Here is a 14,594-nt window from a genome sequence, read left to right as displayed (position 1 = left end):
AACTTTGAGTATTTTTATATAAACACATCGTTCAGGGGGGGAAAGAACAATATGAAATCCGAGCAGGAACAAAAGGTATATGATGTGCTAGAACAGCTTAATATTTTCTTCAAACGCTATGAACATGGACCTGTATTTACTGTTGAAGAAATACGTAATTTGGATACTCCTATTCCCGGGGAACATTGTAAAAACTTGTTTCTAAGAAATCGAAAAGGAGACAAGCACTATCTTGTGATTGTATCCGATGCCAAGTATGTAGACTTAAAAGGTTTATCTCAGCGTATCAACAGCACTCCTCTGAGTTTGGCTTCGTCAGAAAGATTGAATAATCATTTGGGCGTTTATCCTGGGGCAGTCAGTCCTTTTGGATTGCTTAATGACACGGAGAAGCAAGTGCATGTATTGTTAGACAGTGAGCTGCTTGATAAAGACACAATCAATTTTCATCCGAATGTGAATACGGCCACTCTAAACCTTTCCGTTCGAGACTTTTTAAGGTTTCTTGATTGGACAAAAAATCCTATTTCATATGTACAATTTTAGTTTTTAAATAGTTTTGATTAAAATAGCTTACCTGTTGGTTCCTATGTTTAACAAAGTCCCGATATTTTCGGGACTTTCCTTTTAGAAAATATGATGAATTCTCCCTTGACATTTTCGAGATTCTTTTTTTTGTTGTAAACAATGATAATATAATCAATAACGTTACCATAACTAAAATTAAAGTTGTTTACATATAAGGAGTGACCCGATAATGAACAAAAAAGATTCAATTTATCATCATTTGTTCGATCTTCTTTTCCAAAATGTTCAAGATGGAATTGCTGTTATAAACAGTCAAGGGAAGATTGAAAAATGCAATCATAGATTGGAAACGATAACAGGACTATTCGAGAAAGAAATTATAGGTTTGTCAATTGAAGAATTGATGCCTGGACTAAAAATGAATGACCATGAATTTGTGCAATACCAAATTCCATCCATGAAAAAAGAGGTTGTCGTAAGGAAAAAGGGAATGATGGAAGGGAATAACCAGTTAGAAATCCTTCTTGTATCAGAAACTACTATTGATATAAAACTTACTCATGAATATAAAGAAATAAAGTGGTTGAATGAAATGTACGAAACTGTACTCAATTCCATTGACGAGGGAATACACTTTGCTGATGAAAATGGATATGTACGTTTTATCAACCCTGCACAAGAAAAATTGGACGGTTATCAATCAGAAGACATTATTGGTAAACACTGGACGGATATTTATGACTTAACAGAAGGTTCTTCTTTGGTTTTAAAAGCACTTCATGACGGCAAACCGATTTTAGACAGATTTCAAAATTATGTGACTCGCAATGGAAAATACGTAAGTATCGTTGCCAGCGCTGTACCTTTATATTTTGAGGGAAGGATTATTGGTGCGGCCGCAATTACCAAGGACTTTATAAAATTCAAAGAAATTGCTGATAAAATCTTACAAATAGGATTGTCCAAACAAGAGCAAAGTAAATCAAACTATTCGAAGAAAAACCATTATTTTACTTTTGATGATATTTTAGGTGAGAGTGCGCAAATTTTAGAGAGTATCAAATTAGGAAGAACCGCTGCCCAGAGTGAATCACCAGTGTTCCTTTTTGGGGAAACAGGAACTGGTAAAGAAATGTTTGCCCAAAGTATTCATATGGCTAGTAAACGAACAAAAGGCCCATTTTTGGCAATAAACTGTGCAGCTATCCCGGAAAATCTTTTAGAAGGAATCCTTTTTGGAACTACCAAAGGTGTTTTTACGGGGGCCATTGACCGAAAGGGGTTATTTGAACAAGCCAATGGAGGAACATTGTTTTTAGATGAAATCAACTCCATGTCGCTAACCTTACAAAGTAAATTGCTTAGAGTGTTGCAAGAAAAAAAGATTATGAGATTGGGTGGTAATCAAGAAACTTCTGTTGATGTACGAATTATTAGTAGTTGCAATATAGAACCGATAGAAGCTGTCGAAAAGGGACAATTGCGAAGTGATTTGTTTTATCGTTTGGCAGTCATTTATTTACCTATTCCGCCCCTTCGAGACCGTTTAGACGATTTAGATCTTCTTATTGGATTTTTTATTCAGTCCTATAATCACTTAATGAACAAAAATGTTAAGGGAGTTCATCCTCAGGTTTTGCATATGTTTCGCACTTATCAGTGGCCCGGGAACATTCGACAATTAAAGCATTGTCTTGAAAGTGCCATGAACTTGATTTCGTTTGATGAAACTTTTATTCGGTTCGAACATATACCTCAATATTTAAGGAATTCCTTCAAAATGAATAGCGAAACCAAAATGGATATTGCCAATGAGACGATTCATACGAATATTTTAGGTGAAATTAAAAGAGAGGAAAAAGAAAACATTATTGATGCCCTTAAACGGAACAATGGAAATGTTGCCAAAGCAGCAGAAGATTTAGGTATGAGTAGACAACGCCTACATTACCGTTTAAAAAAGTATAACCTTAAATGAGCATTCCAAGGTTAAAACTGTCCGCCTAAAGATTTTTTAGAATTTCATTCAATTAGGCAGAGGGGAATAAATAATGAAAAATTCAATATTAGGAGCAGTATATTTATCTTTAGCAGCCAGTATTTGGGGCGGCATGTATGTTGTGAGTAAGTATGTACTCCAATTTATCCCCCCTATCACTCTGGTTTGGTTACGGTATGCGATTGGATTTGTTGTTTTGTATGCCATTTTAAATATCGTTCAAAGGAAAACAAAAGTTCATGCCAAAATGGATAAGAAAGATTGGCTGATTATAGGTTGGATTGGATTTATTGGATATTTTGCTTTGATTTCCTTCCAGTTTATTGGAATGAAGCTTTCGGATGCCCATACCGGCTCTCTTATCACTTCGGCAACGCCAGCCTTTATTGTGATATTTGCTCGATTCGTTTTAAAAGAACCCCTTACTTTAAAAAAGATTGTAAAAGTGTCCCTAATAAGCCCGATAGATGACAAAATTGGCGTGAACTAGAGTAAAAGTGTCGCCAATAAGCCCGATAGGTGACAAAATCGGTGTGAACTAGAGTAAAAGTGTTGCCAATAAGCCCGATAGGCGACAAGATTGATGCGAACTAGAGTAAAAGTGTCGCCAATAAGCCCGATAGACGGACAAAATTGGCGTGAACTAGAGTAAAAGTGTCGCCAATAAGCCCGATAGGCGACAAAATCGGGTTGAACTAGAGTAAAAGTGTCGCCAATAAGCCCGATAGGCGACAAAATTGGGTTGAACTAGAGTAAAAGTGTCGCCAATAAGCCCGATAGGCGACAAAATCGGCGTGAACTAGAGTAAAAGTGTTCCCAACAGCCAGGATAAGCGACAAAATCGGCGAAAAGCCAAGCCAAATTGTCGCCAATAAACCAAACCCCAATACCCTCTCGAAAGAACGGACTAACCACCCGTTCTTTTTTATTGAATTTTAGTAAAAATTTTAGTAAAACAATTGCGAAAATTTTACTAAAAGCTGTAAAATAAAACTAAGTAACAGATTCCTAGAAAATGGAGGATACTGAAATGAACATCACGACAATAAAAACTACATTCATAGATTTGTTTCAAACAGAACCCGAAAAAGCATTTTTTGCCCCGGGAAGAATCAATTTAATCGGCGAGCACACCGATTATAACGGCGGTCATGTATTTCCCTGCGCGATTACCTATGGCACCTATGCGGTCGCAAGAAAGCGTGAAGACCAGCTGGTCCGTTTGTACTCAGCAAACTTCCCGGACAAAGGCATCATCGAATTTGACTTGAAACAGCTTGATTACGTAAAAAAAGATAACTGGGCTAATTATCCAAAAGGGATGATTCGCTATATGATCGAAGCGGGATACCCAATTCCGACAGGCTTTGAATGCGTCATCCAAGGAAACATCCCAAATGGTGCCGGGCTATCCTCATCAGCATCGATTGAACTTTTGACCGGGGTTCTTGTGAACGGGTTATATCAATTAGAGATTTCACGCCTAGAGTTAATCAAGCTTGGAAAACAGGTTGAAAATCAATTCATCGGGGTCAACAGCGGAATCATGGACCAATTTGCAATCGGAATGGGTAAACAAGATGCCGGGATTTTACTAGATTGCCAGACACTAAGCTATGCATACGCGCCTATCAAACTTGAAAACCACAAAATCTTAATCATGAACACGAACAAGCGCCGCGAGTTAGCGGATTCCAAATACAATGAGCGCAGAGGTGAATGTGAAGAGGCCTTACCACAGCTGCAGCAAAAGCTGCCAATCAAAGCACTTGGACAGCTTTCAGAAGAAGAGTTTGATGCTAATCAATCCCTCATCACCAACGAAACTGTTCGCAAACGGGCGAAACATGCGGTCTATGAAAATGTGAGAACAATAAAGGCACTTCAAGAATTAAAAGCTGGAAATCTAGTGGCCTTCGGTCAATTAATGAACCAATCTCACCTATCATTACGGGATGACTATGAGGTAACTGGAATCGAGCTTGATAGCTTAGTAGAAGCTGCCTGGAAACATCAAGGGGTCCTAGGAGCACGGATGACAGGAGCCGGCTTTGGCGGCTGCGCGATTGCGATTGTCGCAAATGAAGAAGTAGAGAACTTTATTGCCAATGTCGGGGTAGCCTATCGCGAAAAAATTGGCTATGATGCGGATTTCTACGTAGCAAGTATTGGGGACGGAGCAAAAGAAGTAGAATTGGAGGCGGTAAGATGAGCATTCTTGTTTTAGGAGGGGCGGGCTATATTGGTTCGCATGGCGTATATCAGTTAATTGACCAAAATTTTCAAGTCGTGGTAATCGATAATTTGCAAACAGGACACCGGGATGCAGTCCATCCAAAAGCAAACTTTTACGAAGGAGATATTCGCGACCGTGAGTTTATGCGGTCGGTTTTTGAAAAAGAAAGCATTGAGGGCATTCTCCATTTTGCCGCGAACTCTATAGTAGGCGAGTCGATGGCGGAGCCGTTAAAATACTTTGATAACAATGTGTATGGTACACAAATCGTGCTTGAAATGATGAAGGAATTCGCGGTGAAACACATTGTCTTTTCATCAACAGCTGCCGTTTATGGCGAACAGACGATTATGCCTATAGTAGAGGAGGCGGCCACGGTCCCATCCAATACGTACGGTGAAACAAAGTTGACGATGGAAAAAATGATGTCGTGGTGTGAAAAGGCTTTTGATCTTAAGTATGTCTCACTTCGCTACTTTAACGTGGCCGGGGCTAGAGGGGACGGGCAGATTGGCGAGGACCATAACCCGGAAACACATTTAATCCCCGTTGTTTTGGAAGCGGCCCTCGGAAAAAGACCTGCCGTAACCGTATTTGGCGAGGATTATGACACAGCAGATGGAACCTGTGTCCGCGATTATATTCATGTCGAGGATTTAATTGCTGCTCACTTGCTAGCTCTTAAATATTTGCAAAATGGCGGGGAGAGCGATGTGTTCAATCTTGGCAGTAGCCAAGGATTTTCGGTAAAAGAAATGATTGAGACTGCCAAAGAGGTAACGGGTATTGATCTTCCTGTTGTTACGGGCGAACGCCGTTCTGGAGACCCGAGCACTCTCATCGCTTCTTCGGAAAAAGCGAAGAAGGTATTGGGCTGGAATCCAACAAGAACATCCATCAGTGAAATCATCCGTGATGCATGGAATTGGCATCAGCATCACCCGAATGGCTATCAAAAGTAAAAAGGATTCGCGACCCATTTTACCGATACCCGAATGGCTATCAAGACTAAAAAGAATTCATGCACATTTTTCAAAAATAGAGGTGAAAATAATGATTGAACAAGTTCTCCAGCTATTACTGGACCAAGCGCTTGCGGCCCAATTAATACAGCAGGAAGATGAGATCTATGCCCGAAATCAAATCTTGTCCCTGCTGCAATTACCCGAGTTTAAGGAACCTGAGCCATTGACAGAATCAAACCCGTCCATCCCCGATTTACTTGACCAGATTGTCGAATATGCTTGCGGGCAAGGAATCATTGAGGACCTTTTTGATGAAAAAGAAATTTTTTCAAGTAAGGTGATGAACTGTTTGATGGCAAGACCGTCAACGGTGAATCAGTTATTTTATGAAAAATATAAACAAAGTCCACAAACAGCAACCCAGTATTTTTATAACTTAAGTAAAAACAGTAACTATATCCAAATGAAACGAATCTCCAAAAATATCGAGTATAAAGCAGCTACCGAATATGGTGAATTAGATATAACCATTAATTTATCAAAGCCGGAAAAAGACCCGAAGAGTATTGCGCTAGAGCGGGCAGTGAAAAAGAACGATTACCCGAAATGCCTGCTTTGTATTGAGAACGAAGGCTATGCCGGAAGAATTGGCCACCCCGCCCGCTCCAACCACCGGATGGTCCGTGTGAATCTTTTGGAGCAAAATTGGTATTTACAGTACTCGCCCTATGTGTACTACAATGAGCATTGCATTGTTTTGTCTGAAATGCATACAGACATGAAAATAAGCCAGGGAACCTTCTTGCGGATTTTAACATTTGTAGAGCAATTCCCTCATTATTTTCTTGGCTCAAATGCCGATCTGCCGATTGTTGGCGGCTCGATTTTATCCCATGACCATTACCAGGGCGGCAACTACGAATTTGCGATGGCGAAAGCCGAATCCGACTGGACCTTTACTATGGATGGATTTCCGACGGTTCAAGGTTCTGTGGTGAAATGGCCGATGTCGGTGATTCGCCTGCGTTCGGAACAAAAAGATACGCTTGTGGAAGCCGCTGCACATATTTTAACCAAATGGAAAAGCTATTGTGATGTTTCGATTGGAATCCTCGCGGCCACGGACGGAACGCCGCATAATACCATTACCCCGATTGCCCGTAAAAAGGGTGAATTTTTCGAACTGGATTTGGTTCTTCGGAACAACCGGACGAGTGAGGAGCATCCGCTGGGAATCTTCCACCCACATCACGATGTTCATCATATTAAGAAGGAAAACATTGGATTGATTGAAGTGATGGGGCTTGCCGTTTTGCCGGCGCGATTAAAGGATGAACTCGAAGAGGTTGAAACGTTCATCCAAGGGCAATCAGCCGTGGTTGCGGACTACCATTTAGAGTGGGTTGAGCAGTTAAAAGCACGTTTTTCCAACGAAATGAATGCTGTTTTATTCGTAAAAGAAGAAGTGGGCAAGAAGTTTTTACGGGTACTTGAGGATGCTGGTGTATTTAAGAGAAATGAAGCGGGAACTGCCGGGTTTAAACGCTTTATTACGACATTATAAACTGAGGAGCAATCATCGATGAAAATAACAGAGCAATTATTCGGCGAATTTGAAAGTCGGCAGGTAGTCGAATATACAATGGTCACCGATTCAGGCATGTCTGTCTCTTGCCTAAATTTCGGTTGTGTGATTACGAAGATCATGGTCCCGGACAGGAACGGAAAAATGGAAAATGTGGTGCTCGGATTTGACAACTTCAATGATTACGTAGAGTGGTCTCCGTATTTTGGCGCCGCCTGCGGCCGGGTGGTAGGCCGAATCAAAGATGCCCGGTTTGAATTGGACGGAAAAGAATTTATTTTGGAAAAAAATGAGGGAGCCAACCATCTTCACGGCGGACAAAAAGGCTTTAATTCATGTCTTTGGCAGGCTAAAAAGCTGGAAAAGGAACAGGCAGCCGGAGTGAAGTTTTTTTATCATAGTCCGGATGGTGAAGAAGGCTATCCAGGGAATTTAGAGACGGCAGTTACGTATCTTTTAACAAAGGATAATGAATTACAAATTACGTTTGAAGCGAGAACGGATCAAAAAACACTGGTCAATTTAACAAATCATTCTTATTTTAATTTGAGCGGTCATTTAAAACGGGATATTGCCGAACATATCCTCCAGCTAGAAAGCGATCGCTTTTTAGAATTGGGACCGGATTTAATTCCAACCGGTAAATGGATCGAGGCGGAAGGAACTCCATTTGATTTTAGCCAAGGCAGAAAGCTTCGGGATGGGATGAATTCAACGTATGAACAAAATGTTCTAGTTGGAAATGGCTACGACCACCCGCTGATTTTTTCGAAAAATGGCGAAAACAGCATCTTGCTAAAAGATGAAGGAAGTGGGCGTACGCTTGAAGTAACGACAGATCAGCCATGTGTCGTCCTCTATACTGGAAACTCTTTAGAAGGTCCCTATTCGATTTCTGGTGTTCCGGCTCGGAATTATTTAGGGGTTTGCTTGGAAACACAAGGTTTTCCTGATGCGATTCATCATCCAGAGTTTCCATCTATCATTTTAAATCCAGAAGAAGTATACTTTGGGAAAACAACATACCGTTTCTTTGTTAATCAGTAAGGAGTTTTAAATATGGCTACCATTAAGGATATTGCCCAATTAGCTGGCGTATCAATCGCGACGGTTTCCCGCGTATTGAATTATGACACCACCCTGTCGGTCAGTGATGAGACGAAAAAAAGAATTTTTGAAGCAGCGGAAGAGCTCTCTTATAAAAAACTGCCGGCACGAAAGCAGGAATCCGGAAAAATCGCACTTCTCCAGTGGTATACGGAAAAAGAAGAGCTGGAAGATTTGTATTATATGTCGATTCGATTAGGGGTAGAAAATCGCTGCCGCCATCATAATCTCCAAATGGCAGCCTACTTTCAGGACAATATCGAGGATTTGAAGCAGGATGATTTGCGAGGCTTGATCGCGATAGGCAAGTTCAGCAGCAAACAGGTAAAAGACTTGAGTGCGATTACCAAAAATATTGTTTTTGTCGATTACTCTCCGGATGAGGAGCAATTTGATTCGATTGTGATTGACTTTGAAAAGGCAACAAAAAAAGTACTCAGCCATCTGATTAAAAAAGGTCATGAAAAGATTGGTTTTATTGGCGGCAGGGAAGTGTTTAAAGATAAAACTTCGATGATTGAAGACCCGAGGGAAACTACCTTTAAGCACTATTTGTCTGAAAAAGGGCTGCTAAATGAAGCCTATATGTACAATGGCAGCTTTTCCGTTCAGGATGGTCATATGCTGATGAAAAAGGCGATTCACGAAAATGGGGAGCAATTGCCGACGGCCTTTTTTGCCGCAAATGATTCGATTGCCGTCGGTGCGCTTCGGGCACTGTTAGAGGAAGGAATCTCGGTACCGGAACGGGTAAACATCATTGGCGTGAACGATATCAGCCTCGCAAAATATGTTTTTCCATCCTTGAGCACGGTGAAGGTTTATACCGAACTAATGGGAGAAACAGCCGTTGATACGCTTTTAGAAAGAATAGAAGGCAGAAAAATGGCGAAAAAAATCATGATTGCCACAAAGCTGATTCTGCGGAATAGCAGTTTCTAATAGGGGAACTCCTTGAAACAAATTTCAAGGAGTTCTTAGTCCAACTCTTCTTTTTCGCCTATACGTATAAAAAATAATGGTGAGAAGGATGAAAAGGATGATTAAAAAGATACTGTACCTTGAAAAATAGGCGCCAACCTCCGTCCAGTTTTCCCCAAGTACCCTTCCCAATGTGATAAAGCTAAAGCACCAAATCAGTGCCCCGGAATAGGCAAATAAGGCGAATTTTTTATAAGAATAGCTATTAATCCCGGCGAGATAGGCGGTAATATGGCGAATCCCGGGAATGAAAAATCCGATAAATAAGAGGAAGGGCCCCATTTTTACAAATAATTTTTTCGTCCGATTTACACGTGCTTCAGTTATGTGGAGCTTGGGGCCATACTTATTTAAAAAGGGCACCCCTAATTTGACTCCCAGGAGAAAGCTTAAGGAAATCCCGCCGCAAGCGCCAATTGCCGCACAAAAAAGGGATGGGATGAAGCTCATATTGCCTTGAAAAACGTTATAACCCACATAGGTAAGAAGAACCTCATCTGGAATTGGCAGTCCAATAATGCCGCCAATTAGGGCGATAATGATTCCCATGTAGCCGAAATGAGCAATCAGATAACTTAGTTGATGCATGTTTTTACACTTCCAGTTAGATTTATTAAAGCCCTCACTCATGTATTTTTCCTAAAATGGATTGGGATATGCAAATTGTCGAGGGGGGGAAGAAATGGGGAATCATACACCCCTATAGGCAATATACTAGGAGTGAATAAAAACCAGCTTTATTACTTATATTGTTTTATTGGAATCAGGGGGGATAACGATCGACAACCTATTTATAAAAGCTGCAGTAGATATTGCTCTTAACAATGTGCTGACCAATAGCGGGGGCCCGTTCGGTGCCGTTATTGTCAAAAATGGAACGGTTATTAGCACGGGACGGAATCAAGTGGTAGCAGGAAAAGATCCGACAGCCCATGCTGAAGTTCAAGCCATCCGTGCCGCCTGTTTACACTTGAACAGCTATAAACTGACGGATTGTGAGATTTATACAAACTGCAAGCCATGTCCAATGTGCTTGGGTGCCATTTATTGGTCGAAATTAAAAGCCGTTTATTATGCAAATACCTCAGAGGATGCAGCACAAATTGGCTTTAATGATCAATTTATTTATGAACAACTTTGTCTGCCTAAGAATCAGCGCACCATTCCAATGACCCAAATCCTCACCCAAAACTACCAGCAACCCTTCCAAGCATGGCAGCACACATCCGCTAAAACCCACTATTAAAAGAGTGACAGGCACCGTTCGTCGACAAAAGGCTGATTTTGCCTTTAGGGGTGGACTGTTCTTTAATTTTAAAAGGAAGTACAGGGAAATTATCTTTCCGGTATTTCCTTTTTTTTATGGAAAAAACTTTTTTTGAAGTGTAAACGCCTCCATGAGTGGAAATTTCCATATTCGAAATAAATATAGAGTATAATATGAGGAAGAAAAAACGAGCAGGAGAAGAGACCATTGAATAAACAAAATAGCAAATACCGTTGGGTTGTTTTTGCCTCGGTATTGTTTACGTATTTTTTAATTGTCAGCCAAAGAACAGCACCGGGGTTAATTACGGACCAATTAATGAAGGATTTTAATTTAACTGCATCCACCATTGGGTTAATGACAAGTATTCAATTTTTGGCCTATGCCGGATTGCAAATTCCGATTGGTATCTTGTCAGATCGGTTTGGTCCCAATTTTTTTCTTATTATCGGTGCATTGCTGAATGCGATAGGAACAGTGATTTATAGTCTTGCCCCCAATGGAGCAATCCTTGTTCTTTCCCGATTATTAGTGGGCATGGGGGATGCGACCATTTGGGTGAACCTTGTATTAATTTTAAGTCAATGGTTCAAAGTAAAAGAATTTGTCGGACTGCTGGGACTGGCAGGTGTCGCGGGAAGTATGGGATTTTTGCTGGCGACCGTTCCATTTTCATCATGGATTTCTTTATTTGGTTGGCGCCCGCCCTTTTTGGTTATTGGTATTATTCTATGTCTTTGTGCATTTCTTCTATATTTCGTACTGGTTAAAAAGCCAAAACAGATTTTTAAGAACGAAGCACCAAAGGTTAAAATGGTGAAAAGACAGGAAAATCCACTTCAATTGTTACGCAGGATTTTCTCGACACGGCAAGCCTGGGCGACCTTCCTTTGCCATTTTGGAGCTGTCGGTACGTATGTAGGATTTATCGGTTCATGGGCCGTACCATATGGGATGCATGTCTATGGATTGACGCGGTCGCATGCCAGCCAGTTCATCATGATTGGTCTGATTGGGGCAATTATCGGGGCACCGTTGACCACATGGATTTCCAATCGTATTGGTTCCATCAAACGTCCCTATATGGTTGTTCATGTAATTATTTTTATAAGCTGGGCTGCATTTCTTTTATTTAATGGTAAACCACCATTCTATATGTTAATGCTTCTTTTCTTTATGATTGGATATGGAAACGGGGCAAGCTCTTTAACCTTTGCGGTTGTCCGAAAATCGTTTCCAATCAAAGAGGTTGGAGTCGTATCAGGCTTCGCTAATACGGGTGGATTTTTAAGTGCAGTCTTGCTACCAAGTATTTTTGGGAAGGTTTTAGACTATTTCCATACCTCAGAAGCCAGTGTTGGCTACCAATACGGTTTTATCATTCCTGTAATTTTCACATTGTTAGGCTTGATTGGTGGAGTTTTAATCAAAGAGCAGCGGCAGGAAGCTAAGCAAACGAGCGAAGTAAGAGTATAGGTTATTATTTAAAAAAGAGGAAGCAAAATTGCTTCCTCTTTTCTAATGAAGCCCTTTAAACCCGTACTTTTCTAAAATCTTCATTGATGATGGACTTTGAAGATAGTCGAAAAAGAGCTGCGCTTCTTTTGGATGGGAACTTTTTTTAATCATTCCTACAGGATAAATAATTGGTCCATGAGTATTTTCCTTTGCGGTTGCCACAATCTTAACTTTCGGAGAAATCAGTGCATCTGTTTTATAGACAATCCCTGCATCCACATTGTTCGTTTCCACATATGTAAGTACTTGACGGACATCCTTCGCATAAACCGCTTTTCCTTCAACTACTTTCCAGATATTTAAATGTTCTAGTGTCTCCTTGGCATACTGCCCTGCCGGTACAGATTCAGGTGTACCAATGGATATTTTATCGGCATTAATGAGGTCTTTGAATGATTGGATTCCTTTATTTGAATTCTTTGGAACCACTAGTACCAAGTCATTTCCAACTAAATTTGTTCCGCTTGTTTTTTCAATTAAGCCGTCCTGTACCAATTGATCAAATTTATCCTCTGCTGCGGAGAAGAAGAGATCAACAGGTGCTCCTTGTGAAATTTGTTGTTGAAGGGCTCCTGAAGCACCAAAATTATAATTTATGACGACATTAGGATGTTCTTTTTCAAAATCGGTCTTAATATCGTTTAAGGCATTTTGTAAACTTGCTGCGGCTGAAACCGTTATTTCTACTTTTTTCTTATCATCCGATTTTTTCATCTGCTCATTCGTTGAACACCCAGCCACTCCCAGTAATAACAGCATCATCGATAAAAATAAAAGATATTGTTTCTTCATCATTCATCTCCCCTTATAACTAGATATAACCATTTATAACTAATTATAATTGGTTATAACGAAAAATAGTATAAGAAATATCACATGCTTCATTTTTTTTCTTCAAACAGTAAGTTAAAATATAGATGGAGGAGATGCAAATGTCGAAGGAGCTATCCTATACGATTGAAGAAGTATCACAGCTATTAAAAGTATCGAAATTAACGCTTTATGACCTTGTGAAAAAAGGGGAACTACCTGCTTTTCGTGTGGGACGGCAAATGAGAATTGATGCAGTAGACCTTGACCATTATATTAACAATCAAAAAACCAATCAAAGGACAAATATAAAAGCACCTGTTGTCGACCTTCACAGAAACGATACAAAGGATTCCAACAATATTATTATTAGCGGGCAGGACATGGTTTTGGATATTCTCGGTAAACATATTGAGGGGAATTCTTCCTATAAGCCGCTCCGTTCTTATACAGGAAGTTTGAACAGTCTTATCTCCATGTACAATGGCGAAGGTGATATTGTGAGTTTGCATCTTTTTGATGGGGATACAGGAGAATATAATCTCCCATACATAAAGAAAATTTTAGTAGGCTATCCTTATATTTTACTCAACCTTCTCTCAAGAAAAGCTGGTTTTTATGTGAAAAAGGGAAACCCTCAAAATATTACTTCTTGGACAGACCTAAAACAGAATCATATAAAAATGGTTAATCGGGAAAAAGGGTCGGGAGCAAGGATTCTTCTTGATGAGCAACTTCGGCTCAACCAAATTTCACCACGAGATATTAATGGCTATGAGCGTGAAGAGTCAAACCATTTAAGTGTTGCATCCGTTATTTCTTCAGGGGCGGCTGATGTAGGAGTCGGAATCGAAAAAGCAGCCAAGATCGTTGGAATCGATTTTATTCCCTTAATTACAGAACGTTATGATCTGGTGATTCTAAAAACTTTGGAAACAGAACAACTGATTACTACGATAAAAGGGATTTTATCCTCTAGGCAATTTAAAAAGGAAATTAACTCTTTGGGAGATTATGATACCACCCAGACAGGAAAAATTATCTATGAAACCTATTAAAAAGAAGGCAGCTGAAAATTCTTTTTCAACTGCCTTCTTTTTTCTACCTATTATTTCAAATGATCATTTAATATGTTTTCTTCCAAGACGGCAAATTTATCCCCGTATACTTTGGTAATATGTTTTTCTCCCCATGCACAAAGAGAGTCTAAAATGCCCTTTAAACTCCATCCATATTCACTAAGCTCATACTCTACTTTAGGAGGGACCTGGTTATGGACAATTCGCTTCACAACCCCGTCTTCTTCCAATTCTCGTAATTGTTGAGTAAGCATTTTCTGCGTAATGTTTGGCATTAGACGTTTTAACTCACTAGTCCGTTTTTTTCCATGAGTCAGATGGCAAAGAATCACACACTTCCATTTACCGCCGATTACTTCAAGCGTTGCTTCAACTGAAATATTGTATTTCTTCTGCATTTTTTCTCCCTTCCTATAGGAACTAAAAAGTACCTATGTTACTTTTAGGTGCTTATATCACTTTAAAGTGCGTACTTTTCTTTATGTCATCTATATCTCATAATAACATTTGCCGACCGAT

13 protein-coding genes and 1 pseudogene are annotated in these 14,594 nt (G+C 40.0%); 11 read left to right on the top strand and 3 right to left on the bottom strand.

The features are described 5' to 3' along the window. Positions 1-51 precede the first annotated feature (51 nt). The 8 genes and pseudogenes from J2Y67_RS18090 (at position 52) to J2Y67_RS18055 (ending at position 9,362) form a co-directional block, all read left to right on the top strand. Entirely contained in the window at positions 52-546 is a 495-nt protein-coding gene (locus J2Y67_RS18090) for a prolyl-tRNA synthetase associated domain-containing protein (RefSeq protein ID WP_310176244.1), read from the top strand. 211 nt (positions 547-757) lie between these two features. Continuing rightward, entirely contained in the window at positions 758-2,506 is a 1,749-nt protein-coding gene (locus J2Y67_RS18085) for a sigma 54-interacting transcriptional regulator (RefSeq protein WP_310176243.1), read from the top strand. A gap of 73 nt (positions 2,507-2,579) precedes the next feature. After that, a pseudogene (locus J2Y67_RS18080) lies at positions 2,580-3,011 on the top strand (DMT family transporter); the annotation flags it as partial. A 546-nt stretch (positions 3,012-3,557) separates the two neighbouring features. Further along, positions 3,558-4,739, top strand: coding sequence for a galactokinase (locus tag J2Y67_RS18075; RefSeq protein ID WP_310176242.1), 1,182 nt, complete (start codon positions 3,558-3,560; stop codon positions 4,737-4,739). Then, positions 4,736-5,725: a UDP-glucose 4-epimerase GalE gene (gene galE, locus J2Y67_RS18070; RefSeq protein WP_310176241.1), complete on the top strand. Its 990-nt coding sequence runs from the start codon at positions 4,736-4,738 to the stop codon at positions 5,723-5,725. Before J2Y67_RS18075 ends, galE begins: the two co-directional genes overlap by 4 nt. Positions 5,726-5,816: 91 nt before the next feature. Further along, positions 5,817-7,292, top strand: coding sequence for a UDP-glucose--hexose-1-phosphate uridylyltransferase (galT, locus tag J2Y67_RS18065; RefSeq protein WP_310176240.1), 1,476 nt, complete (start codon positions 5,817-5,819; stop codon positions 7,290-7,292). A gap of 18 nt (positions 7,293-7,310) precedes the next feature. Continuing rightward, positions 7,311-8,360 (top strand): aldose epimerase family protein, encoded by a 1,050-nt coding sequence (locus J2Y67_RS18060; RefSeq protein ID WP_310176239.1) that lies wholly within the window; start codon positions 7,311-7,313, stop codon positions 8,358-8,360. A gap of 12 nt (positions 8,361-8,372) precedes the next feature. After that, positions 8,373-9,362, top strand: coding sequence for a LacI family DNA-binding transcriptional regulator (locus J2Y67_RS18055; protein WP_310176238.1), 990 nt, complete (start codon positions 8,373-8,375; stop codon positions 9,360-9,362). A 24-nt stretch (positions 9,363-9,386) separates the two neighbouring features. Here J2Y67_RS18055 and J2Y67_RS18050 read toward each other — a convergent pair whose 3' ends face one another. Then, entirely contained in the window at positions 9,387-9,989 is a 603-nt protein-coding gene (locus tag J2Y67_RS18050) for a DedA family protein (RefSeq protein ID WP_310176237.1), read from the bottom strand. A gap of 169 nt (positions 9,990-10,158) precedes the next feature. On the opposite strand from J2Y67_RS18050, the gene J2Y67_RS18045 reads away from it, so the two are divergent. Beyond that, complete coding sequence (locus J2Y67_RS18045) at positions 10,159-10,647, top strand: nucleoside deaminase (RefSeq protein ID WP_396954100.1); 489 nt, start codon at positions 10,159-10,161, stop codon at positions 10,645-10,647. A 228-nt stretch (positions 10,648-10,875) separates the two neighbouring features. Continuing rightward, positions 10,876-12,144 carry an MFS transporter gene (locus J2Y67_RS18040; RefSeq protein ID WP_310176236.1) on the top strand — a complete coding sequence of 423 codons (1,269 nt, stop codon included), beginning with the start codon at positions 10,876-10,878 and terminating at the stop codon, positions 12,142-12,144. Between the two features lie 42 nt (positions 12,145-12,186). Here J2Y67_RS18040 and modA read toward each other — a convergent pair whose 3' ends face one another. Further along, on the bottom strand, positions 12,187-12,978 hold the full coding sequence (modA, locus tag J2Y67_RS18035; protein ID WP_310176235.1) for a molybdate ABC transporter substrate-binding protein: 792 nt from the start codon (positions 12,976-12,978) through the stop codon (positions 12,187-12,189). 140 nt (positions 12,979-13,118) lie between these two features. On the opposite strand from modA, the gene J2Y67_RS18030 reads away from it, so the two are divergent. Beyond that, complete coding sequence (locus J2Y67_RS18030) at positions 13,119-14,054, top strand: helix-turn-helix transcriptional regulator (RefSeq protein WP_310176234.1); 936 nt, start codon at positions 13,119-13,121, stop codon at positions 14,052-14,054. Between the two features lie 50 nt (positions 14,055-14,104). Here the strand turns inward: J2Y67_RS18030 and J2Y67_RS18025 are convergent, their stop codons facing one another. Then, positions 14,105-14,473: a winged helix-turn-helix transcriptional regulator gene (locus J2Y67_RS18025; protein WP_310176233.1), complete on the bottom strand. Its 369-nt coding sequence runs from the start codon at positions 14,471-14,473 to the stop codon at positions 14,105-14,107. Positions 14,474-14,594: the final 121 nt, after the last annotated feature.

Origin of the sequence: Neobacillus niacini (assembly GCF_031456445.1) — a bacterium.
GTDB classification, from domain to species: domain Bacteria; phylum Bacillota; class Bacilli; order Bacillales; family Cytobacillaceae; genus Neobacillus; species Neobacillus niacini_I.
The sequence above is the reverse complement of the archived record's forward strand: the minus strand, read 5'-3'. Positions and strand labels throughout refer to the sequence as shown.